Below are 22,047 nucleotides of genomic sequence, written 5' to 3'. Positions count from 1 at the left end.
CACGACGGACAATGACCAACTTCGAGGTCCGTCAGTACGACGCTGCGGGCCGCCTGGGCGAACTGGAAGTGCCACGCGCCGGCGTCACCGTCCAGACGCCGACCATCCTCCCCGTGGTCAACCCCCACGTCCAGACGGTCGACCCGTCGGCACTCGAGTCAGAGTTTGGCGCCGAGATTCTCATCACGAACAGCTACATCCTCCACGGCTCCGAGGAACTCCGCGAACCGGCCCTCGAACAGGGACTGCACGACCTGCTGGATTTCTCCGGCGCTATCATGACCGACTCCGGGTCGTTCCAGCTGGCCGAATACGGCGACATCGACGTCACGACCGAGGAGATACTCCAGTTCCAGTACGACATCGGGAGCGACATCGGGACGCCGGTGGACATCCCGACGCCGCCCGACGTCGACCGCGAGCGCGCCGAGTCCGAACTCGAAACGACACAGGACCGTCTGGAGCGGGCCGCCACGACCGACACGGGCGAGATGCTCGTCTCCGCGCCGGTCCAGGGGTCGACGTACTCCGACCTGCGCGAGCGGGCCGGCGAACACGCCACGACGACCGGGCTCGACGTGTTCCCGCTCGGTGCGGTCGTCCCCCTCATGAACGAGTATCGCTACGCGGACCTCGCCGACGTCGTCGCGGCCTGCAAGCGCGGGCTGGGCGAGGTCGGCCCGGTCCATCTGTTCGGCGCCGGCCACCCGATGATGTTCGCGATGGCCGCCGCGCTTGGCTGTGACCTCTTTGACTCGGCCGCCTACGCGCTATACGCCCGCGACGACCGCTATCTCACGGTCCGGGGCACCGAACTGCTCGACGAACTCGACCAGTTCCCCTGTCACTGCCCGGTCTGTACGTCCCACACGCCGGTCGAGCTTCGCGGGATGGACGACGACACCCGCCAGGACCTGCTGGCGCGGCACAACCTCCAGGTCACCTACGGCGAGATTCGCACCGTCCGCCAGGCAATCCGCTCGGGGAACCTGCTTGAGCTGGTGGACTCGCGGGCCCGGGGCCACCCGGCGATGCTCGACGGCTACCGGACACTGCTCGACCACGCCGCACAACTGGAGCGGACCGACCCCGTCTCGAAGGACGCCTTCTTCTACACGTCGGCCGAGAGCGCCCGCCGTCCCGAGGTGCTGCGCCACCAGGAGCGCCTGGACCGCTTCGAGCTTGACGCCGACGAGGTGTTGCTGACCGAAGGCGGGTCGAACGACCGCTACGACGAGACCTGGGGCGTTCGCCCGCCCTTTGGTCCCTATCCGCGGGAACTCGGCGACACCTACCCGCTGACCGCCGAAGTGCCCGAGCGGACCGACCGGGCCGCCTGTGAGGCCGCCGCCGACGGCGTCGCCCGACTGGTCGAGTTACACCCCTCGGTGTCCTTTACGCTCGTCCACGACGACTGGCCCGAAACGGCGCTGGCTCGGGTGCCCGACTCGGTTAGAGTTCGGGACCTCCACGCGCGGGAGTGAGCAAACCCCCCCGGGTTTGCGAACGCCGATGAACCGCGTTTATCGGAAGTGAGCAAACATTGCGTTTGCGACGGTCGAGAGACGGCTGGCTCAACTGGCCCGCGCCGCGATGCGCTGTGCGTCGAGCGGGGATTCCCAGCTGTCTAGGCGCACAGCCGTCTCGTAGACGGCACTGCCCACGGTCTCGACATCCAGCGGCCGGCCGGCGCCGAGACGCTCGGCGACGGGGTCGACCGAGCCCAGCACCGCCAGCAGCCGATTGAGAACCGACGGGAAGTGGGGCTGGTCCGGGCCGTACACCGCGCCGGGACGGAGCACTGTGGTCGCCATGTCCAGGTCGGCGATGGCCGTCTCGGCCCGTCGTTTGGCGGTGAGATACGCCTCCCGAACCATCGGCGGCGTCGACGCCGAGGAGACGAAGACGAACCGGTCGACACCGGCCCGCTCGCTCTCCAGCGCCGTGATGATGGCCGAGTCGCCGTTGACCCGCTCGAAGGTGACGCCCTCGGTCGGGGATTCCTCGGCGATGCCGATGCTGTGGACGACCGCGTCCGCGCCCTCGAGGGCGTCCCGGTACTCGTTCGGCGCGAACACGTTGGCGGCGTGCCAGGTCACCGCGTCGGCCCACGGACCCCGGAGTTCCGACGCCGGCGGTCCGCTGCGTGCGATGCTCCGGACCTCGTGGCCGTCTTCGACCGCCCGCCGGCAGACGCGCCGGCCGATGAAGCCGTTGCCGCCGAACACTACCAGTTCCATGGGGGAGATTGGGGTGAGAGACAGAAACGCCCTCTGGTGCTAACAATTCTGTCGTCTGGACCCCGACCTCACTCGACGGTCACGTCGAACGTCCCTCGCCAGCGATACCGACGGCCGCCCCACTCGAAGGTCCGGACGACGAGGCCAACAGCCAGCGCCAGGGGTATCACCAGAAAGGACAGCGGCGAGAGCAGCACCGACGACCGCTGGAGGTCGACCGCCCGGTACGAGAGCGCCCCGACGGCGAGTGTCACCGGGGCTCCTAACAGCGGCGCGACCAGACAGAAGACCGCGAACAGCGCCGAGGCGGCCAGTAACCCGACCGTCGAGAGCGGTTCGAAGTGAAACGCCGCCTGTGCGAACCGCGCGAGGCGGTCCCGCACCGCTCCCGGCGACCCGGCGACCGTCACCTGACGCGGATTGTCGGTGTCGACCCAGGGGTCCTCGACGTAGGTTCCAAGGAGGCTGTCGTCGCCGACCGTCTGGCGCAGCTCCGCGACCAGCTGGGCCTCGTCCAGCGCCGTCCGGTCGAAGGCGACCCCACCGCCCCAGACGTGACCGCCGGAGACCAGCCCGAGCGAGCCAAACAGGACCATGGCGGGTTCGAGGACGCGCCACAGTCCGCCGCCGACGTACACCGGCACCTCCGTCGCCGCCCCGTCCTCGCGGGCGTGTGCGACCAGTCGGTCGCGCCAGCCCGCCTCACGAGTCACGTCGTCGTCGGTCCAGACGACGATGTCGTGGCTCGCCCGCTCCATCCCGGCGGCGAGTGCGTTCGCTTTCCCCGAACAGCCGACCGGGTCGCCGGCCGCGACCAGTTCGGCCTCGCCGGGAGCCTGTTCGAAGACGGGGTCCTCGGGGTGGTCGGCGACGACGAACAGCTCGTCGTCGGGTGACAGCGACGCCAGCACGTCGGCACAGCCGTCGGTCCACCGTGTCGTCGGGAGGATGACACTCGCCATGCGCGCGGGTACTCGGCAGTGACGTGTTAGTCGTTCGGATTGTCCTCGGTAGTTACCGCTCTGGTTCTTCCAGCCGGCTCCCGTCGCGGGGACAGTAGTCGTAGGCCTCGGAGGTCGCCTGGAAGCCACAGTGGGGACACTCCTGGACGATGGTCGGTCCGTCGTCGCCGCCGAAGCCGCGAAAGAGGATGGGAATAAAGGGCAGAAACAGGAAGACAAACAGCGTCTCGAAGTACCACCACAGGGCAACCGTGACGAGCACGCTCACGAGGAGGCCGACGACCGCCGTCAGGGTTCGGGACCCGACCATACTGCCTGTCCCGGCTGGAGCGCGAAAAACGCCGCGCTTCCAAAGGCAAGATAGTTGGTGGGCCACGGCCGACTGGGACGCATGACCGACTACTTCGAGGTCCACGAGCGCGACGGGGCCGCGCGACTGGGCGAGTTGCGCCTCGCCGAGTCCGTGCCGACGCCGGCGCTGGTCGACGACGTGGACGCCGACACGCCGGGGCGGGTCCACACCGTCCTCGCCGACGCCGGGGGCCGCTGGCCGAGCGAACCCGAGCCACCATCGGGCGACGACTCGGCGGTGACGATACTCCCCATCGCGGGCTCCCCGCCGGGACGCCCGACGAGGTTGCCGAGGCCTTCGCCGACGACTACCCCGACGCCGACTTCCCGTCCGGCGCAGTCGTCTCACCCGAGACCGCCGGCGACCACGCCGCCGACCTCACCGTCCTCTCGGGTGCGACCGGCTACGTCGGCCACGGGTCGGCCTTTGTCGACGCCCTGACGACGGTGAAAGACGCCGTGCCCGCCGACACCGCGCTCTACCTGCCCGGCGTTGCCACGCCGCGGAACGTCGCCACGCTGGTCTACGCCGGTGTCGACCTCGTGGACCCCCACCGCGCCGTGATTCGGGGTACCGAGGGCCGCTATCTCACCACGGACGAGGCGTACTTCCTCGAAGACCTGGAGGAGCTCCCGTGTGCCTGCCCGGCCTGCCAGCAACCCCGCGATACCTTCGACCGCAGCGACTGCGCCGAACACAACGTCCACGCGCTCGCGGCCGAGCTCGCACGCGTCCGCCGCCGGATTCGGGACGGCCGACTGCGCGACTACATCGAGGGCCAGGCCCGCCAGGACAACTGGCTCACCGCCACTGTCCGAACGCTCGACCAGCGCTACGGCTACGTCGAGCAGCGAACGCCGCTCATCCGCCGCGCCGAACTCGCAGCGACCACCGAGGACGCTATCCGCCGGGTCGAGATACAGCGGTTCGCCCAGCGGGTCACCGAGCGCTACGTGCCGCGATTCGACGACCGACCGCTCGTCCTCGTCCCGTGTTCGGCCCGCAAGCCCTACAGCGACTCACAGAGTCACAAGCAGTACCACGACGCCATCCAGTGGCGCGCCCACGTCGTCTCGATGACCTCGCCCATCGGCGTCGTTCCCCAGGAACTCGAACTCACCTACCCCGCCCAGCACTACGACTCCGTGGTGACGGGTAACTGGAGCGCGAACGAGATAGAGTTCGTCTCCCGGGTTCTGGAACGGTACCTCGAGGGCGCTGACTACCCCGAAATCATCGCCCACGTCCCCGGCGAGGGGTACCGGGAAATCTGTGAGAACGTCTCCGGCTCGCTGGACCGTGAGTTTACCTACACCGTGCGGGACCACCCGACGACGGCGGACTCGCTCGGGAACCTCGCCGCGGCACTGGAGGGGTGGGACACCTACCAGAAGTCCACCCGCGAGCACCGTACGATAAAAGCTATCGCGGACTACCAGTTCGGCGCCGGCGCGGGCGACGAGCTGTTCCCCGACGTCGCCACGCAGGGCCGGTACCCGCAGCTCCGGGCCGACGACGCGGATGGCGAGCAACTCGCCGCGCTCGCCCAGCAGTACGGCGTCCTCTCGCTGACGACCGCGGGCGCGCGCCGCTGGGTCGAGAGCGACGTGCCGACCAAGACCGTCGAAATCGAGCCCTTCGTCCCCCACGGCTCCGTCCTCGCACCGGGCATCGTCGACGCCAGCGACGACATCCGCGTCGGCGACGAGGTCGTCGTCACGGGCGATGCGGCCTTCGGCGTGGGCCGCGCGGAGATGCACGGCGCGGAGATGACCTCCTCGACGCGGGGCATCGCCGTCCAGATGCGCCACACAGAGGAACTGTAGGGACCCGTACCGCGCTGCCATGGACCGACCGACACGTCGATATCTGCCCGCGATAGCGTTCGCCGTGCTGCTCCTCGTCGTCTCGCTGGTCCCGGCGCCGGAGACCGGAGGAGCGCCCCTCCCCACACCGTTCGGTATCGCGCTGGATAAGTGGGTCCACGCGGGCAGCTACGGCGCCCTCACCGGGCTACTCGCCTGGGCCCGACGGAGCCGCGAGGTGGTGGTCGTGGGGGCGCTGGTCGCGCTCGCCATCGGTTACGGCGTGGGCATCGAACTCCTGCAGGGGCTGGTCCCCTCACGCGGGACGAGCGGCGCCGACGCGATCGCCAACACTGTCGGCGCAACGCTGGCCGGCCTCGCCTGGCTCGTGGTCGCCCGCTGGACCGGCTACGTGGCCGAGTGAGTCGTGCCCGGCGGCTATCGATTCAAAACAGCGATTTCAGCCACGACAGCAGTCCCGACTCACTGCCGGACTCTCGCCCGGTCGTGTCTCGGCGCCCCGACGCTGTACCTGGGTCGGCAGTGTCCGCCGGTTCCGCGTCGTCCGCGTTCGGCGAGGTTTCGGCTTCTTCTGGCGCCGGTTCCAGCGACCCGTCGGGTGCTGCCGGCTCCGACGACTCGCCGTCAGTCTCTCCAGCTGTCGCACCCGGTTCGGTGATATCCGCAATCACGTCGTCGTCCCCGGAGGACTGAATCGGCCGCATCGCCGCCTCGCCACACGACGGACAGCGCTGGAGCGTCTCGACCACTGTCCCGCAGTTCTTGCACTTGAACGCGTCCCCCATTCGCCGGGGATGTTTCGCATCGACCCTCATATGTCTTCGTGGTAACGCAGGAGCTATACACGCTCGCCGGCAACGACGGCGTAATGAGCAAGCCCAGTCCCGACGTCTACGAGCAGGGCAAGGGGATGGACGCCCACAACGCGGTGATGCGGGAGGTCCGTTCGCGCAACGATTCCACCTACGACCCCCGCGAGCCGACCCGCGTCTGGCTCGACGAGGACAACACGCCCGACGGCGTCTACCAGAGCCTGACCATCATCCTGAACACCGGCGGCTGCCGGTGGGCCCGCGCGGGCGGCTGCACGATGTGTGGGTACGTCGCTGAGTCCGTCGAGGGCGGGAGCGTCGCCCACGAGGACCTGATGGCCCAGATAGAACACTGCCTGGACCACGAGGACGAGAACGCCGAGGACCCCTCGGGACTCATCAAGATATACACCTCGGGGAGCTTCCTCGACGAGCGCGAGGTGCCCGCAGAGACCCGACAGGCAATCGCCGACACCTTCGCCGACCGTGACCGCATCGTCGTCGAGTCGCTGCCGGACTTCGTCGAGGACGAGCGTGTCAGCGACTTCGTCGACGCCGGCCTGGAGACGGACGTGGCCGTCGGCCTGGAGACCGCGACCGACAGGGTGCGCCACGACTGCGTGAACAAGTACTTCGACTTCGCGGACTTCGAGGACGCCTGCGCCGAAGCACGCGAGGCCGGCGCCGGCATCAAGGCCTACCTGCTGATGAAGCCGCCCTTCCTCACAGAGTCGGAGGCCGTGGAAGACATGAAATCCTCGGTGCGGCGCTGTGCGGCCGTCGAGGGCTGTCACACCGTCTCGATGAACCCCTGTAACGTCCAGCGCTACACGATGGTCGAGGAGCTCTACCACGACGGCGGCTACCGGCCGCCGTGGCTCTGGTCGGTCGCCGAGGTGCTCGAAGACACCGCAGACGTCTCCGGGAGCGGAGCGACCGGAGGCTCGTCAGACGAGCAGAGCGAGTCTGACGGTGAGGACGTCATCGTCGTCTCCGACCCCGTCGGCCACGGCTCCGACAGGGGGCCCCACAACTGCGGTGAGTGTGACGACCGCGTCCAGCGCGCTATCAAGGATTTCGACCTGCGACAGGACCCGAGCGTCTTCGAGCAGGTGAGCTGTGAGTGCGAGGCGACCTACGAGGCCGTCCTGGCGCGCGAACACAGCTACGCGATGCCGCTTTCGCGGTAGTCGGCATGTCGTGGACTACCGACGCCGCCGACTCGACCGACGCACGCTGGGAGGGGCTGGTCGTGGCCGTCGGCGCGGCCGCCACGACCGCGTTGCTTGTCGCCGTCCCAGTCATCGAACTCCTCGAGACCGAGTTCTCCGCGCTGGTCGCGCTCCCGCTCGGCCTGCTCGCCGGACTCGCCACGCTCGTCGGGGTCGGGTTCAACTTCGCGTCCCTGCATCCGGTCCGCCGTCGGGCGGTGGTGGCCTACGCGACGTTCGGGCCGTCCGTCCTCGCCGTGCTCGCGCTCGCCTACGTGAACGTGGCTCGGGACCTGTTGACCGTCCAGGTGGCCGTCGGCGTCGCGCTGGTCGCCACCGCCGCGGTGTACGTCGGGCTCGGGGCCACAGAGACCGAGCTGGGGGCGTAGGCGGCGTCGAACCGCCGCCCAGCCCGGCGCTCACAGCGACTCGACGGGCTCGTGTTTTTCCTGCATCCGCTCGACCTCGGTGGCGTAGCGGTCGCGGGTGTCCGCGTCGTCGACGCTTCCCAGGTTGTCCGGGTCGACCGCTATCGAGACCGGCGTCTCGCGGTGGTCGCCGGTGAAGGAGGTCAGCGCCCGTTCCTTGCGGAAGTCCCGGTCGCCCTCGGGTGTCGCGTAGGTGAGGATAATCAGGTTCTGCTCGTCGTCGCCGTAGGTCCGCTCGACGAGCCACACCCGAACAGATTCCTCGGTGACCGCTGTCTCGTCACTGGTCATACGCCCACTACGAGCCCACGTGAAAAGAGTGTGGTGACTGTTCTCACCGTGTGAGGCGAGTAGTTTCACTTTCACTCCGGTAGGCTGGCGTTTTTACCAACTGCTATCGTTTAGCTATGTAGGGGCCGCGGACCATGTCACACGCTCCACTGGCCCCATCCTATCCCTTTGGACGAACCGGATAGCGGCAGCTCGGCAGTGCTGCGAGTCCAGAAAACGCTGCGCGCTCAGTCCGCGAACCCGGACAGCACCGGCTGGCCGTCCGTGCGGTCGAGATCCTCGAGCGACGCCCGCTCGGGGTGGGGCATCATCACGGCGACGTGGTCGGACTCGCCGGTGACGCCGGCGACGGCGTGTTTCGAGCCGTTGGGGTTGGCCTCGGGCGAGACCTCGCCCTCGGCGTCGCAGTACTTAAAGAGGATGCGACCGTCGCCCTCGAGTTCCTCGAGGCGGTCGTCGGTAATCTCGTAGCGGCCCTCGCCGTGGGCGATGGGGAGTTCGATTACCTCGCCCTCCTCGTACTGGCCCGTCCAGGGGGTATCGGCGTTCTCGACGCGCAGATGGACGTGTTCACACTGGAAGCGGGCGCTCTCGTTCGTGGTGAACGCGCCGGGGGTGAGCGAGGACTCACAGCCTATCTGGGCACCGTTGCAGACGCCAAGCACCGGCGTCCCGTCGACGGCGGCCTCACGAACGTCCTGCATAATCGGCGAGCGCGCGGCCATCGCGCCGGCCCGGAGGTAGTCGCCATACGAGAAGCCGCCGGGGAGCATGATACCCGTGGTGTCGTCGGGCAGGCCGTCCTCGTGCCAGACGAGTTCGGCGTCGAAACCCATGGCTTCGAGGGCCTGGACGGAGTCGCGGTCGCAGTTCGAGCCGCCGAACTGAATTACTGCAATCGTCATTCTTGCTCGGCGACCGCCACGTCGTAGTCGTGGATGGTCGGGTTCGCCAGCAGCCGTTCGGCCATCTCCTCGGCGCGGTCGGCGGCGTCCTCGGCGTCCTCGGCGTCGAGGTCGAGTTCGAACACGTCGGCCGAGCGCAGGTCGTCCAGTTCGAAGCCGAGGCGTTCGAGCGAGCGCTGCGTGGTCGCGGCCTCGGGGTCGAGCACTCCGCGTTTCAGCCGGACCGTGACGGTCGCGGTAAAGGCAGTCATTACTGAGCACCGGGCGGGCGGTGGAGAAAACGCTTGTGTTATTCCAGCGCCGGAACGGCCGTCCACTCGTCGGGTTGCTCGGGAAGTCCCGTGACACGAAGCTCGATAGTGCCCTCGACCTCCCGGACGTCGACGCGGGCGTCGAACGGCTGGGCGATGCTGGTTACCACCTGCTCGTCGTGGGCCGAGGGGTCGATAGCACAGACGCCCAGCCCGTCGGCGGTTCGGATGCGGGACGTGACCGTGTTGACGAACCGGAAGACGGGCCGGACGTCCTCGCTGTACACCAGCAGTGGCGTCAGCGTGTAGATGCCCGTCCGCACGGTGTCGTAGCCGCGGGCGTACACCTGTTCGTACTGGCCGGAGTACTCGATACCGATGCCGGTGAGGTCCCCGGGCGAGCCGACCGACGAGACGAACTCACCGAGGTCGTCGTCGTGCTCCTGGGTGCAGCTGACGACGCGGACCCGCTCGCGGTCGATGCGCCCGCCGACGTCCTCGAACGCTGCAAGCACCTTGCGAGCGCTGGTGTCTGCAGTGACTATCAGCACGCCGTCGTCGCCGAGCAACAGCCGAAGCAGTAGCTCGCGGGCGCCTTCCAGCGTCGGGCCGGTCAGCAACAGGTTCGTCCCTGCGTCGACGCTGTTCAGTGGGAGGTCCGGAAACTCGTAGCGGGTACCGTGTCGCATCGCCACGTCAGGCACCCCCGGTTCCCAGTCGGCGGCGCAGTGCCAGTTGCTCTTCGACTTCGTCGGCGAAACGTCTGAGGTCGTCACGCTCGGCTCGCGTGTACGACCGGGGTTCGCCGTGGATACAGCAGACCGCGCCCAGGGCGTTCCCGTCGTCGTCGGTGATACGCGCGCCGGCGTAGGACCTGATGTCGAGCTCGTCGAGACGGTCGACAGCGGCGAATCGCGGGTCCTCCTGGACGTTCTCGACGACCATCACGTCGTCCGTGAGGATAGTGTGCGTACAGACGGTGTCCTCGCGGGAGAGCGTCCGCCAGTTCGCCCCCTCACAGGCGACGAAGCGCTCCTCGTGGGCGTCGACCAGCCCGACGAAGGCCACGTCGATGTCGAAGTGAGAGGTTATCAGCGACGTCAGCCGTTCGAAGGTGTCCAGCGCCGAGAGCTCGTCGACGTCGTACTCGGCGAGGGCGGCCAGTCGTTCCCTCTCGTCCTCGGGGAGCGGGTAGGCCGCCTGCGTCGCTCCGGTCGCCGCGGCCGTGACGACCTCCACGAGGCGGTCGTGGGCCCCAGGGACCGACCGCGGGACGTACTCGACGACCTGGTCGCGTCCGCCCCTGGGCAGGTCGGCCGGCAGTTCACCCGTAAAGAAGACACAGGCACAGTCCGGGTATCGGTCCCGGACCAGTTCGACCACGTCGAACCCGTCCCCGTCGGGGAGCGTGGCTGTCGTTACGACACAGCCGACGCTGTCGTCCATGGCAGTTCCTACGGTCGCGACGGTCTCGCACGGTCGGACCTCGAACCCTGCGGTCTCCAGTGCCTCGACCGTCGCGTTCCGTGTTTCGTCGTCGCCGTCGACACAGACGACGGTCGGCAACTCGGCGCTCACGTGGGCGGGTTACAACTGGAGGGACTAAGCTATACCGCCCGCTGTGTGGGCTGGAACTGTGCCAGCGAGCGAAACGCAGCAACCAGTGTCGTTTGAGAAAGAGTGCGGTGAGACCGGTTGTAGTGGTCGAAAACAGCCGAGGGCGGGGTTTTGTGCTGAGTCGCGACCGTCGGTTCCACTGAACCCTCGCAGTGCCATCCGATTTAATTACAAGACGTAAACCGGGCCATAACTTTCTATATCATGGCATTGGCTCCGAAAAGTAGTCAATCTTAACAGGAAACGGCATCAAAATAGCCGTGAACATGTCAAACCAAGATTGGTGGCCCGACCTGCTGGACCTGAGCGCACTCGATCAGAACGCACAACCGTCCCCGCTCGGTGAGGAATACGATTACGCAGCGGCGTTCCAGACCCTCGACCTGGAGTCCGTGAAAGCGGACCTCGAGGACCTGATGACCGACTCCCAGGAGTGGTGGCCAGCCGATTACGGCCACTACGGCCCGCTGTTCATTCGGATGGCCTGGCACAGCGCCGGGACCTATCGAACGACCGACGGCCGTGGCGGTGCTTCGGGCGGGACACAGCGGTTCGAGCCAATCGGTAGCTGGCCCGACAACGCAAACCTCGACAAGGCCCGCCGCCTGCTGTGGCCCATCAAACAGAAGTACGGCAAGCGACTCTCGTGGGCTGACCTCATCGTGCTGGCTGGCAACGTCGCCATGGAATCGATGGGATTCGAAACCTTCGGGTTCGCCGGTGGGCGCACGGACGCGTTCCAGCCCGACGAGGGTGCTGACTGGGGTCCCGAACAGGAGATGGAGTCGTGGGACCGCTTCGACGAGGATGACGAACTGGCGGACCAACTCGGTGCGACGGTAATGGGACTCATCTACGTCAACCCCGAGGGCCCGGAAGGGCAGCCGGACCCTGAGTGGTCGGCCGAGCGCATCCGGCAGTCCTTCGACCGCATGGCGATGAACGACAAGGAGACGGCCGCACTCATCGCAGGCGGCCACACGTTCGGGAAGGTCCACGGTGCGGCAGACCCCGACGAGTACGTCGGTCCCGAGCCCGCGGACGCGCCCATCGAGAACATGGGCCTCGGCTGGGAGAGCGACTACGGGTCCGGAAAGGGCGACGACACCATCACCAGCGGCATCGAAGGTCCCTGGAACGCCACGCCGACGATGTGGGACATGTCCTACGTCGACACGCTGTTGAACAACGAGTGGGAAGTCGAGAAAGGCCCCGGTGGTGCATGGCAGTGGACGCCGATAAACGACGACGAAGTCGAGGACGCGCCGGCCGCCCACGACCCCGACGACACGCAGACGCCGATGATGCTGACGACAGATATCGCGCTGAAGGAAGACGACGACTACCGGGAGATACTGGAGGCGTTCCAGGACGACCCGATGGAGTTCTTAGACGCCTTCGCGCGGGCCTGGTACAAGCTCATCCACCGCGACATGGGACCGCCCGAACGGTTCCTCGGCCCCGAAGTGCCCGAGGAGACGATGCTCTGGCAGGACCCGCTGCCGGACCGTGATTTCACACCTATCGACGACGAGGCCGCCGAACTGCTCAAAGCAGAAATCCTCGAGACGGAGCTGACGGCCCAGCAGCTCGTCAAGACTGCGTGGGCATCGGCCTCGACTTACCGTGACAGCGACAAACGCGGCGGCGCAAACGGCGCCCGTATCCGGCTCGAACCCCAGTGTAGCTGGGAAGCGAACGAGCCCGACCAGCTACAGACAGTGCTCTCGACGCTCGAAGATGTCCGGGCTGAATTCAACGAGTCGCGGTCGGACGGGACGGCCGTCTCGCTGGCTGACCTCATCGTCCTGGGTGGGAACGCGGCAATCGAGCAGGCCGCGGCCGAGGCCGGGCACGAGATCGAGGTGCCCTTCGAACCGGGCCGTGTCGATGCCGAAGAAGAGTGGACCGACGAGGAGTCCTTCGAGGCGCTGAAACCCGAGGCCGACGGCTTCCGGAACTACATGAGCGAGTCGTTCGAGAACGCCGACCGCAAGCCCGAAGCACAGCTGGTCGACAGGGCCGACCTGCTCGACCTGACGCCCGGGGAAATGACGGTGCTGGTCGGCGGGCTGCGCCAGCTCGGGGCCACCTATCGGGACACCGACCTCGGCGTGCTAACGGACGAGCCCGGCGTGTTGACCACCGACTTCTTCGACAACCTGCTCAGCATGGAGTACGAGTGGAAAGAAGCCGACGAAGAACACGTCTACGAAGGCTACGACCGCGACACCGGCGAGCAGGTCTGGGAGGCAACCCGCTACGACCTCATCTTCGGCTCGAACTCGCGCCTCCGCGCCATCGCTGAAGTGTATGCCGCCGAAGACGGCGAGGAAACGTTCGTGGAGGACTTCGTCGACGCCTGGCACAAGGTCATGACCGCGGACCGCTTCGACATAGAATAGGGCACGGTCGGTTGTCTGAAAACGAAGCCTTTTGCATAGCGCCCGCCGAACTGCGGGGCAATGACTACCCAGACCGCCCGGAGGTGCCGACTGTGAGGCACGCGCTGACCGAGATTACCGTCGTCGGCGAGGACGAAACGGGGCTCATCGCCGAAGTCACGTCGCTGCTTTTCGAGCGCGGTATCAACATCGAGGACTTGGACCAGGCGGTCCGGGAGGGCGTCTTCCGGATGACGATGCACGTCGACACCGCCGATATGGTGACGACGGAAGAGAAGCTCCGGGAGGACCTGACCGAACTGGGCGAAGAACTCGGCGTCGACACGCAGGTCCGGTTCCCGGCCGACCGCGAGACCCAGTCCATCGCGGTGCTCGTGACGAAGGAATCACACTGTCTCGAAGCCCTCTTCGAGTCCTGGGCCAACGGTGACCTCGGCGCGGACATCGAGGTCGTCATCGGCAACCACGACGACCTCGAACCGCTGGCTCAGAAGTACGACGTCCCGTTCCACGACATCGGTGACGAGAAGGGTACGCCAGACGAGGAGCGGCTGCTCGACCTGCTGGCGGAGTACGACGCCGACCTCATCGCGCTGGCCCGGTACATGCGCATCCTCTCGCCGGACGTCGTCTTCCGCTACGAGAGCCGGATTATCAACGTCCACCCGAGCCTCCTGCCGTCGTTCCCCGGCGCCTCGGCGTATATGCAGGCCATCGAGGAGGGCGTCCGCATCGCCGGCGTCACCGCCCACTACGTGACGACCGACCTCGACCAGGGCCCGATAATCACCCAGCGGGCGTTTAACGTCCCCGACGACGCCACCGAGGAGGAGCTCCAGACGCTGGGCCAGCCGCTGGAAGCCGAGGCGCTCATCGAGGCCATCAAGCTCCACCTCAGCGACGAGGTGACGGTCCACCGCGGCCGGACGAAGCTCCGGGACCCCGACAATACCGACGCGCAACTGGGCGCGCCCGAGGAACTCGACCACGAGAACCCCGACCGGCCTATCGACGGGCTCGGCGAGTTCGTTGCCGACGACGAGCCGGAGGCCGAAGCGGACGACTAAGCCAGTGAGGGCCTCGTGCCCGAACACTTCGTCTTCCGCTTCGTTGAGGCTGATGACTAAGCCACGGAAGACTGCGCGTTAGCGCGTGTCTGACTCCTTCGTCATCAGTCTCACAGAAGCGGACGACTAGCGAGGGTCGCGACCGGCGGGAGCGACCCTCGAACGCGAACGGTGAGCGAAGCGAGCCGTGAGCCAGGCCATAGCGGACCACACGGAACGCCTGTCCGACTACGGACTCGTCAGCTGGCGCTGCTGTCGACAGGTGACACAGAGATAGTCACCGTCCCGGAGCGCCGCGCGCTCGGACTCGGTGGAGCTGACTATCTCGCTGGTACTGACCCGTTCACCGCAGTCCGAACAGGTGTATGCTTTCCCCATCATAGGTAAAACTACACCATTTACCATTATTAATCTTCCCCGGCAGCGCGGCCGCGGCCGACGACAGTATCGTCTACCCGTGACTGCTGACGTGCGACCCCACAGACCCAGTGACCCCCGACCGACACCATCCCATCGAGGTAAGCCGGTCATACCGGTGTGAACGACCCCTTCATGTCAAGCGCGTGGGGAGTAAAGGGACAGTATGGCACTCAGCCAGACACTCCCGCCGACACAGCTCGTTCCGCTCCAGGTCGACGGACTACTCGGACTCGCGGTCCTCTTCCTGGTTCTGGCGCTGGTCGCTGCGGTGCTTGGCGCCCGCGGCATCGCCGGCCTCAGCATGGACATCGCGAAGTGGCTGGTCATCATCTTCATCGTGCTGGCGGTCGTGACGTTCTTGCTCTGACCCGGCCGCGACGATTCCGGGCGGTGAGTGGACCGTCCTGGAACGGCGGCTGTGGCGCGGTCCAGTCCCTGATAAGTGCGTGATACCGCGTGAACGACGCCGGTGAATCAAATACTCGACCGGTCAACGGCGCGTATGTCCCTCACAGTGCTCGCTCTCCGCGGGCCCCCCTGGCTGTCGCCGTTGCAGTCCGGGCGCGGCATCGCGGAGGGGCTGTTCGTGCTCTTCCTGCTGGCCGCCGTGACCACCGTCCTCGCCTACCGGGGTATCGGGGGCCAGCTCATGCGCCTCGCCAACCTGGTCCTGGTCCTCCTCTTCGTGGTCGCTCTCGTGTTCTTGGTGCTGTGAACGCCGCTCAGAGGTCTCCCAGGGCGTCGACTGCGTCGGCGAGCGACGGCGCGTCGAAGACCGCACCGTCGACGTAGGCGTTCGTCCCGGCACAGTAGAGGTCCCGGGCAGCCCCGACGACGTCGTCGTCGAGGGACTCAGGTGACGCCTCACACAGCGATTTCCAGTCGGCGATACCCTCGGCCGTCGCCTGCTCCTTCGCGTCGCCGACGGCCTCGACCCACTCGGGCTGGGTTCGCTTGTGGTACTGGCGGATGACCTCCTTCGAGACCTGCTGGCCGTCGTAGGAGAATCGGTTCTCGTCGAAGGTACCGACAACGTCGGCCACGCGGACCTGTCCGTCGTGGTAGAGACACTCGATTTTGCCGTCCTCGTGGACGAGGTCGGCCTCGGCGGCGGTGTCGGTGACGATGTGGTCGACCGCGAGTGCCAGCTCCTCCAGCCGGTCGAGGCTCGCTGTCCCGGCAATGCGTTCGGCCTCCTCGCGGCCGAGATAGCGGTCCTGCTCCTCGTACTTCGTGGAGAACTCCACGATTGGGTCGTCGAGTTCGACGACGCGGTCGGGCCACGTCTCGAAGTCGAGGCCGTGGTCGGCGGGGTCGGTCCGTCGTCGCAGCGAGGAGCCGGTCCCGACGCGGTTGCGGAAGACTATCTCCAGCGGGATGAGGTAGTTTTCGCCGGCCTCGGCATGATAGGCGTCGTAGTCGTACTCGCCGTCGCGCTCTGGCAGGTCCGGGACTTGGGTGAGCGAGATGACCATCTCCTCGGGCGGCGTCCCGGCCGCAAGGGCCTCGCCGAGGTCGAGCACGTCGCCGTCGGGCTCTGTTCGCACGCCCTCGTAGTGGGTCGGTACGTGGTTTTCCTCAAGCAACTGGAAGTTGTACGCGCCCATCGTACAGAGCGAGGCGCCCTTGTCCGGAATCTCGTCGGGCATCTTCCCCCAGTCGAACACCGAATAGTCGTCCGTGAACACGAACGAGCCGCGCCCGAGTTCGGTGGCAGTCGCCGGCTCGTCGACGCGGAACTCCTTGACGCTCGTCATTGGCGGCGCTTTGGGACGGGTGACAAAGACGTTTCTCATACCGCGAGCGGGGCGTGACGACTCAGTCGTCTGCCGCCGGCCGACGGGACCGGCCCCCGAAATCCGCTATCGGTGGCAGCTGTCGTTTGTGTGCGGTCTCGACGCACATCGAGACCAGCCGCTGGGCCGTCGATTCGTCGATGTCCAGCGCCGCTGCGGCGGCGTCGACCGGGTCGCCCTCCTCTATGACCCGGTACAGCAGCGAGTCGATGACGTCGTAGGTCGCCCCGAGGTCGTCGGCGTCGGTCTGACCGGGATACCGCCCCGTGGTGGGGACCTTCTCGACGATGGGGTCTGGCAGCCCGAGGTGGCCGGCCAGCGCCCGGACCTCCGTCTTGTAGAGCCCGCCAAGCGGGAACAGGTCGGCGGCGCCGTCGCCGTGTTTCGTGACGTAGCCAAGCAGAAGCTCGGAGCGGTTCGCCGTGCCGACGACCAGGCGATTCCGCCGGTTGGCGGCGTAGTACGTACAGCACATCCGGAGCCGGGCGATGACGTTGTGCCGGGCGCGGTCCGGCGTCGGCGTCGGGCCGCGGGGCGCTTCGCCAGCCAGGTCCGGGGCGAGTCGCTGTTCGAACCCCTGCAGTAGCGGCTGGAGGTGGACCCGCTGGAACTCGATGCCGAGGTGGTCGGCGACGACGCTCGCCTCCATCGTCGCCGAGGCGTCGGTCTTGTGACAGGGCAACCCCAGCCCGAGCACGCGGTCGGGGCCGAGCGCCTGGACGGCCAGCGTCGCCGTCACCGTCGAATCGAGCCCGCCGCTCATCGCGACGACGACGCCGTCCGCACCGGCGCCGTCGACGCGTTCGCGCAGGAACGCCCGGACGGTCGATTCGACGGTCGCCACGTCCTGGGTCTCGTGAGCGAACGAACTCGCGTGTCGCTGTGTTTCGTCCTTCATAATTGTACGCACGTTTTGTTACTTCGGTTAGATGACTCGAACGGTGACTAATACGCCTACTCCTTAAACACATGAAACACTCGGGGAGACTGCTAGTGTGAAGACGCGGACCACTTGGCCACACGCCTGTGCGACCGGCACCGATGGGAATCGCTTTACTTCGGGCGGTGGACTGACCCCACAATGGCACTGCTCGTCGACGTCGGTATCATCCTCGCCGCGACGGCAGCCATCTGGAAGGGCAGCGACTGGCTGGAGGCGGCCAGCGAGCGGCTGGCAGCATACTACGGGCTGCCAGACGTGGTTCAGGGCGCTATCATCGTCGCCGTCGGCTCGTCGTTCCCGGAACTGGCGACGGTGGTCGTCGCGGCCGTCGGCGGGTCGATGCCGCTGGGTGTCGGCGCCATCGTCGGGTCGGCCATCTTCAACGTGCTCGTCATCCCGGCCGTCGCCGGCATCGCCACCGAGGAGGACGTCGATTTGAACCGGACGCTCGTCTACAAGGAGGCGCAGTTCTACATGCTCGCGGTGTCGGTCCTGCTCATCACGTTCGCGCTGGCGGTCATCTACTACCCCGGTCCGGCGACGCTGACCGGCACCGTCACCCGACCGCTTGCGGCTATCCCGCTTTCCCTCTATGGACTGTACGTCTTCATCCAGTACCAGGACACCGCAGACCACGAGCACGACCCCGACGAGGCCGAAGGTATCGACGCCCGGCGTCAGTGGCTCTTCCTGCTTTCGGGACTGGTCGTCATCCTCGTCGCCGTCGAACGACTGGTCCACTCGGTCGAGGTCATCGGCCGGACCTTCGGCGTCGACGAGTTCCTGCTGGGCGTGACCATCCTCGCGGCGGCCACGAGCCTCCCCGACACGCTCGTCAGTGTCAGGGCCGCCCGTGACGGTCGCGGCGTCACGTCGCTGGCGAACGTCCTCGGGTCGAACACCTTCGACCTGCTGGTGGCGATTCCGGTCGGCGTCCTCATCGTTGGCACCTGGACCGTCGACTTCGCGATGGCGGTGCCGATGTTCGGCGTCCTCACCGGCGCGACCGTCCTGCTGTTTACCGCGCTCCGGACGGACCTCGCGCTCTCGACGCTGGAATCGTACGTCCTGCTCGGGGCGTATCTCGTGTTCGTTACCTGGGTCGTCGCCGAGACGGTGAGCCTCATCGGTGGGATTTTGCCTAGCTGATGTGGTCGGTGTCGGGTTCGTGTGTGCGATTACTACCAGCCAGAAAGCCCCGGTTGGTCAACCGGATACGGGCGGGGATGAAAGGGGCCATGCGCTCGACGAACCCCGACGAAGTCGCCGAAAGACTCTTCGAGTCTTTCGAGAGTGAGCGAATCGAAGATTCGCGAGCTCCGAGGGAACGGCGTTCCCTCGGGATAATGAAAATCGCTCCGCGATTTTCAGATTACAAGCACCGCAGGCCGAAGGCCGAGGAGCACAGCGAGTCGTGGGAGTCGAGCGCATGGGGGCTTTCTGGCTGTACAGGTTAGTCGCGAGTGGGACGTTCTTGCTACTCCCGTTCCCGTTCTCACAAACAGCCACGACTAGAGGCGGAACCACACGTTTTTCTCGGTCGTCCCCTACTCTCCGGTAATGTCGGACGCGACGCCACCGGCCGGCGATATCGAGTTCGCCCAGCAGCCGGTGACCGACCAGTCCTTCGAGAACGCCCTGGCGAAGGCCAGGAACGGCGAGCGGTTGACGGTTGCCGACGGCGTCGAGCTCATCACGACCGGGACTGACGTCGAGGGCATCCACCGGCGTCGCAAGGAGCTGGTGCTCGAAGCCGCCGACCGGCGCCGCGCCGAGGTCGTCGGCGACGAGGTCACCTTCGTCGCGAACCTCAACAACAACGTCACCACCGCGTGCAACACGGGGTGTCTGTTCTGTAACTTCAAGGACCGCTCCGAGCAGTTCCGCAGCGACTACCAGGAAGAGCACGGCGGCTTCACGAAGACGCCCAGCGAGTCCCGCCGCATCGTCGAGGACGCACTGGACCGCGGTATCTACGAGGTGTGCTCGGTGTCGGGACTGCACCCCGCACTCGCGCTGGACGACGGGCACGTCGAGATACTGGAAGCCAGCGACCGGGGCGACCTGAACTACCGACCGGCAAGCGAGTACGACACGGACCCGGGGACCTACTGCGAGCAGATTCGGTCGATGGACGTCGGCGGCGTCCACGTCCACTCGATGACGCCCGAAGAGGCCTACCACGCCCGGCGGGGCACCGACTGGTCCTACCGCGAGGTGTACCGGCGGCTCAAGGACGCCGGCCTCGACAGCGTCCCCGGCACCGCGGCCGAGATTCTCGTCGACGAAGTCCGGGACGTCATCTGTCCCGGCAAAATCGGGAGCGCCGAGTGGCTCGAGGCGATGGAAGCCGCTGCCGACGTGGGCCTGGGAACGACGTCGACCATCATGTACGGCCACGTCGAGAACGCCCGCCACCGCGTCGAACACCTGCGGAAAGTGCGGGCGCTACAGGACCGCACCGGTGCAATCACGGAGTTCGTCCCGCTCTCCTTTGTCCACGAGGAGACGCCGCTGTACGACCGCGGCATGGTCGAGGGCGGGGCCAGCGCCGACGAAGACGAGCTGATGATAGCAGTCTCACGGCTCTTTCTGGACAATATCGACCACATCCAGTCCTCGTGGGTGAAATACGGCGACGCGGGCGGGCTGAAGATGCTCACCTGTGGCGCCGATGACTTTATGGGGACCATCCTCTCCGAAGAGATAACCAAGCGGGCCGGTGGGGACTACGGCGAGTTCCGCTCGGTCAGGGAGTACGCCGACATGATAACCGCCATCGGCCGGACGCCCGTCGAGCGCTCGACGGACTACGAGCACCGACGGGTCGTCGACCCGGACGCCGAGGTGCTGGGGCCGACGCTCGGGCCGCGTGCCGACGGGACACCGCTGGTCCGGTGACTCACGGCCGCTACGGTGGGTACTCGACAGAACAAAATTCACCCGGGAGGGCTGTCAGAGGCACACCCGGGTACACGGGAAAGTTGGACCCCGTTGGTATTATAGATATCACCTAGATAGCTAGGTGTCCGGACGGTCGGCGCCGCCACCGCCACTGTCGGCACCCGCTGGGCGGGCCCGTCGTCGCAGCGTCATCTCGACGTCGGTCGCCGGTTTGAGCGTCACTGCCGGAGCGAGCTCCATGTCCTCGTACGCCCGCTCGAAACGCCATCCCGACAGCAGGGTCGCAAGCACCAGCTGTGCCTCCGTCATGGCGAACTGTCGACCGATGCAGCGCCGGGGACCGCCGCCGAAGGGGAAGTAGGCGAAGTCGGGCCGGTCCGAATCGGCGTCGAGCCACCGGGCAGGCCGGAACTGCTCGGGCGCGTCCCAGAACCGTTCGTCGCGGTGGAGCACCCACACGGGGAGCAACAGCAGCGACCCCTCGGGGACCGTGTAGTCGCCGAACTGGACGGGCTCGCTCGGCTCGCGTCGAATCTCGTAGGCCGGCGGGTAGAGCCGCATCGATTCCTTGACGACGGCCTCGGTGTACTCGAAGGCGAAGACGTCCTCGATTGCCGGCCGCCCCGACAGGGTCTCGTCCAGCTCCGCGTGGAGCCGCCGCTCGGCCTCGGGGTTGCGCGAGAGCAGATCGAGCGTATAGGTCAGGGCAAGCGCCGTCGTCTCGTGGCCCGCGACGAGGAAGGTCAGCATCTCGTCGCGTATCTGCTCGTCGGGCATCGCTGTGTCGCTCTCGAGCAACATCGACAGCAGGTCGGTTCGGTCCGCGCCGTTCTCGCGGCGCTGTTCGAGGATGTCCGTCACCGTCTCGCGAAGCTCCCCGCGCGCCCGCTCGGCACGGCGCAGCATCGGCACCGGCAGCCAGTCCGGCGCGAACAGCGTGATAGGCTGGTTGTCCGGCTTCAGCGGGGTCTGGAGCGTCCCGACGGTGTCGTACAGACCCCGCTCCTCGAAGTCCACGTCCGCCCCGAACATACAGTCGAGCAGGATTTCCAGCGTGGTCCGTGTCAGCTCGGCGTGGACGTCGACCGTCTCGCCCGGGGTGAACCGGTCGGCGGCCGCGGTCGCCCGGTCGACCATCACGTCCGCGTACCGCTTGATGTGGTCCATGTAGAAGGCGGGCTGGATGGCCCCGCGCTGGCGCTCCCACAGCTCCCCCTCGCTGGTGAGCAACCCGGAGCCGACGATCTCGCTGAGCTGGTCGATGCTGCCCTCGTGTTTCGGAAACGTCTCCGTGTCGGTCAGCACGCGCTCTATGTCGGCTGGGTCGGTCAGCAGATACCGCTCCTGTCCGAGCGCCTCGTAGCGGGCGACCCGGCCGTAGTCTGCGAGCCGTTCGTGAAAGGCAAGCGGGTCCCGCGCCCAGCCGAGCGTGTTCCCGAGCAGCGGGAGGCCGGTCGGCCCGGGGACGTCTGTCTCCGTCATCGTAGGCGTGTCTTGGCGGGAGGAAACGGTGGCGTTGCTGCCTCGCATCAGCGGGGGATTGAAATAGGGTAGGGACCGCAGTGGCGCCGTCTCGGGTGGGACGGCGTCGTGGGCACAGACGGCAGCGCGGGAGCG

23 protein-coding genes and 1 pseudogene are annotated in these 22,047 nt (G+C 67.0%); 11 read left to right on the top strand and 13 right to left on the bottom strand.

Annotated elements, in window-relative coordinates:
* The first annotated feature begins 11 nt into the window (after positions 1-11).
* Positions 12-1,484, top strand: a complete 1,473-nt coding sequence (gene tgtA, locus P1K32_RS12620) for a tRNA guanosine(15) transglycosylase TgtA (RefSeq protein ID WP_276250076.1) — start codon at positions 12-14, stop codon at positions 1,482-1,484.
* Between the two features lie 90 nt (positions 1,485-1,574).
* On the opposite strand, the gene P1K32_RS12615 is transcribed toward tgtA, so the two are convergent.
* The 3 genes from P1K32_RS12615 to P1K32_RS12605 form a co-directional block, all read right to left on the bottom strand.
* Positions 1,575-2,240: an NAD-dependent epimerase/dehydratase family protein gene (locus P1K32_RS12615; RefSeq protein WP_276250075.1), complete on the bottom strand. Its 666-nt coding sequence runs from the start codon at positions 2,238-2,240 to the stop codon at positions 1,575-1,577.
* Positions 2,241-2,308: 68 nt separating this feature from the next.
* Positions 2,309-3,202, bottom strand: coding sequence for a glycosyltransferase family 2 protein (locus P1K32_RS12610; RefSeq protein ID WP_276250074.1), 894 nt, complete (start codon positions 3,200-3,202; stop codon positions 2,309-2,311).
* Between the two features lie 52 nt (positions 3,203-3,254).
* A complete protein-coding gene (locus P1K32_RS12605) occupies positions 3,255-3,512 on the bottom strand; it encodes a hypothetical protein (protein WP_276250073.1) in 258 nt (85 codons plus the stop codon).
* 81 nt (positions 3,513-3,593) lie between these two features.
* On the opposite strand from P1K32_RS12605, the pseudogene arcS reads away from it, so the two are divergent.
* Together arcS and P1K32_RS12595 are read left to right on the top strand one after the other, a co-directional pair.
* Positions 3,594-5,380: pseudogene (gene arcS, locus P1K32_RS12600) on the top strand (archaeosine synthase subunit alpha).
* A 19-nt stretch (positions 5,381-5,399) separates the two neighbouring features.
* On the top strand, positions 5,400-5,783 hold the full coding sequence (locus tag P1K32_RS12595; RefSeq protein WP_276250072.1) for a VanZ family protein: 384 nt from the start codon (positions 5,400-5,402) through the stop codon (positions 5,781-5,783).
* A gap of 22 nt (positions 5,784-5,805) precedes the next feature.
* Here the strand turns inward: P1K32_RS12595 and P1K32_RS12590 are convergent, their stop codons facing one another.
* Positions 5,806-6,165 carry an FmdB family zinc ribbon protein gene (locus tag P1K32_RS12590; protein ID WP_276250071.1) on the bottom strand — a complete coding sequence of 120 codons (360 nt, stop codon included), beginning with the start codon at positions 6,163-6,165 and terminating at the stop codon, positions 5,806-5,808.
* Between the two features lie 83 nt (positions 6,166-6,248).
* Between P1K32_RS12590 and P1K32_RS12585 the strand changes: the two genes are divergently transcribed.
* Both P1K32_RS12585 and P1K32_RS12580 read left to right on the top strand, forming a co-directional pair.
* The gene (locus P1K32_RS12585) at positions 6,249-7,382 is read left to right on the top strand and encodes an archaeosine biosynthesis radical SAM protein RaSEA (RefSeq protein WP_276250070.1); all 1,134 of its coding nucleotides are present in this window, start codon (positions 6,249-6,251) and stop codon (positions 7,380-7,382) included.
* A gap of 5 nt (positions 7,383-7,387) precedes the next feature.
* Positions 7,388-7,792, top strand: coding sequence for a DUF8147 domain-containing protein (locus P1K32_RS12580; RefSeq protein ID WP_276250069.1), 405 nt, complete (start codon positions 7,388-7,390; stop codon positions 7,790-7,792).
* Positions 7,793-7,822: 30 nt separating this feature from the next.
* Here P1K32_RS12580 and P1K32_RS12575 read toward each other — a convergent pair whose 3' ends face one another.
* From P1K32_RS12575 to P1K32_RS12555, 5 genes are all read right to left on the bottom strand, one after another.
* The gene (locus tag P1K32_RS12575) at positions 7,823-8,122 is read right to left on the bottom strand and encodes a DUF7967 family protein (protein WP_276250068.1); all 300 of its coding nucleotides are present in this window, start codon (positions 8,120-8,122) and stop codon (positions 7,823-7,825) included.
* Positions 8,123-8,349: 227 nt separating this feature from the next.
* Positions 8,350-9,027: a phosphoribosylformylglycinamidine synthase I gene (purQ, locus tag P1K32_RS12570; protein ID WP_276250067.1), complete on the bottom strand. Its 678-nt coding sequence runs from the start codon at positions 9,025-9,027 to the stop codon at positions 8,350-8,352.
* Entirely contained in the window at positions 9,024-9,278 is a 255-nt protein-coding gene (gene purS / locus P1K32_RS12565; RefSeq protein WP_276250066.1) for a phosphoribosylformylglycinamidine synthase subunit PurS, read from the bottom strand. Before purS ends, purQ begins: the two co-directional genes overlap by 4 nt.
* Before the next feature lie 38 nt (positions 9,279-9,316).
* The gene (locus P1K32_RS12560; RefSeq protein WP_276250065.1) at positions 9,317-9,967 is read right to left on the bottom strand and encodes a DUF7504 family protein; all 651 of its coding nucleotides are present in this window, start codon (positions 9,965-9,967) and stop codon (positions 9,317-9,319) included.
* Between the two features lie 7 nt (positions 9,968-9,974).
* Entirely contained in the window at positions 9,975-10,856 is an 882-nt protein-coding gene (locus P1K32_RS12555; RefSeq protein ID WP_276250064.1) for a GAF domain-containing protein, read from the bottom strand.
* Between the two features lie 305 nt (positions 10,857-11,161).
* Between P1K32_RS12555 and katG the strand changes: the two genes are divergently transcribed.
* Both katG and P1K32_RS12545 read left to right on the top strand, forming a co-directional pair.
* Positions 11,162-13,300 carry a catalase/peroxidase HPI gene (katG, locus tag P1K32_RS12550; protein WP_276250063.1) on the top strand — a complete coding sequence of 713 codons (2,139 nt, stop codon included), beginning with the start codon at positions 11,162-11,164 and terminating at the stop codon, positions 13,298-13,300.
* 92 nt (positions 13,301-13,392) lie between these two features.
* Entirely contained in the window at positions 13,393-14,367 is a 975-nt protein-coding gene (locus P1K32_RS12545; RefSeq protein WP_276250062.1) for a formyltetrahydrofolate deformylase, read from the top strand.
* Positions 14,368-14,595: 228 nt separating this feature from the next.
* Here the strand turns inward: P1K32_RS12545 and P1K32_RS12540 are convergent, their stop codons facing one another.
* On the bottom strand, positions 14,596-14,748 hold the full coding sequence (locus tag P1K32_RS12540) for a hypothetical protein (RefSeq protein ID WP_276250061.1): 153 nt from the start codon (positions 14,746-14,748) through the stop codon (positions 14,596-14,598).
* A 202-nt stretch (positions 14,749-14,950) separates the two neighbouring features.
* Here P1K32_RS12540 and P1K32_RS12535 point away from each other — a divergent pair, with 202 nt between their 5' ends.
* Both P1K32_RS12535 and P1K32_RS12530 read left to right on the top strand, forming a co-directional pair.
* Positions 14,951-15,154, top strand: coding sequence for a DUF1328 family protein (locus tag P1K32_RS12535; RefSeq protein WP_220589266.1), 204 nt, complete (start codon positions 14,951-14,953; stop codon positions 15,152-15,154).
* Between the two features lie 135 nt (positions 15,155-15,289).
* Entirely contained in the window at positions 15,290-15,502 is a 213-nt protein-coding gene (locus P1K32_RS12530; protein WP_276250060.1) for a DUF1328 domain-containing protein, read from the top strand.
* Between the two features lie 7 nt (positions 15,503-15,509).
* On the opposite strand, the gene P1K32_RS12525 is transcribed toward P1K32_RS12530, so the two are convergent.
* Positions 15,510-16,544 carry a phosphoribosylaminoimidazolesuccinocarboxamide synthase gene (locus P1K32_RS12525; protein ID WP_276250059.1) on the bottom strand — a complete coding sequence of 345 codons (1,035 nt, stop codon included), beginning with the start codon at positions 16,542-16,544 and terminating at the stop codon, positions 15,510-15,512.
* A 61-nt stretch (positions 16,545-16,605) separates the two neighbouring features.
* On the bottom strand, positions 16,606-17,481 hold the full coding sequence (locus P1K32_RS12520) for an NAD+ synthase (RefSeq protein ID WP_276250058.1): 876 nt from the start codon (positions 17,479-17,481) through the stop codon (positions 16,606-16,608).
* 183 nt (positions 17,482-17,664) lie between these two features.
* On the opposite strand from P1K32_RS12520, the gene P1K32_RS12515 reads away from it, so the two are divergent.
* Positions 17,665-18,675 (top strand): sodium:calcium antiporter, encoded by a 1,011-nt coding sequence (locus P1K32_RS12515; protein WP_276250057.1) that lies wholly within the window; start codon positions 17,665-17,667, stop codon positions 18,673-18,675.
* 411 nt (positions 18,676-19,086) lie between these two features.
* The gene (cofH, locus tag P1K32_RS12510) at positions 19,087-20,427 is read left to right on the top strand and encodes a 7,8-didemethyl-8-hydroxy-5-deazariboflavin synthase subunit CofH (RefSeq protein WP_276250056.1); all 1,341 of its coding nucleotides are present in this window, start codon (positions 19,087-19,089) and stop codon (positions 20,425-20,427) included.
* A gap of 120 nt (positions 20,428-20,547) precedes the next feature.
* Here the strand turns inward: cofH and P1K32_RS12505 are convergent, their stop codons facing one another.
* The gene (locus P1K32_RS12505; protein ID WP_276250055.1) at positions 20,548-21,912 is read right to left on the bottom strand and encodes a cytochrome P450; all 1,365 of its coding nucleotides are present in this window, start codon (positions 21,910-21,912) and stop codon (positions 20,548-20,550) included.
* Positions 21,913-22,047 lie beyond the last annotated feature (135 nt).

The sequence above is a fragment of the Haloarcula rara genome (assembly GCF_029338235.1).
In the GTDB taxonomy this organism is placed as follows: domain Archaea; phylum Halobacteriota; class Halobacteria; order Halobacteriales; family Haloarculaceae; genus Haloarcula; species Haloarcula rara.
This window is presented reverse-complemented; position numbering and strand designations above follow the sequence as displayed.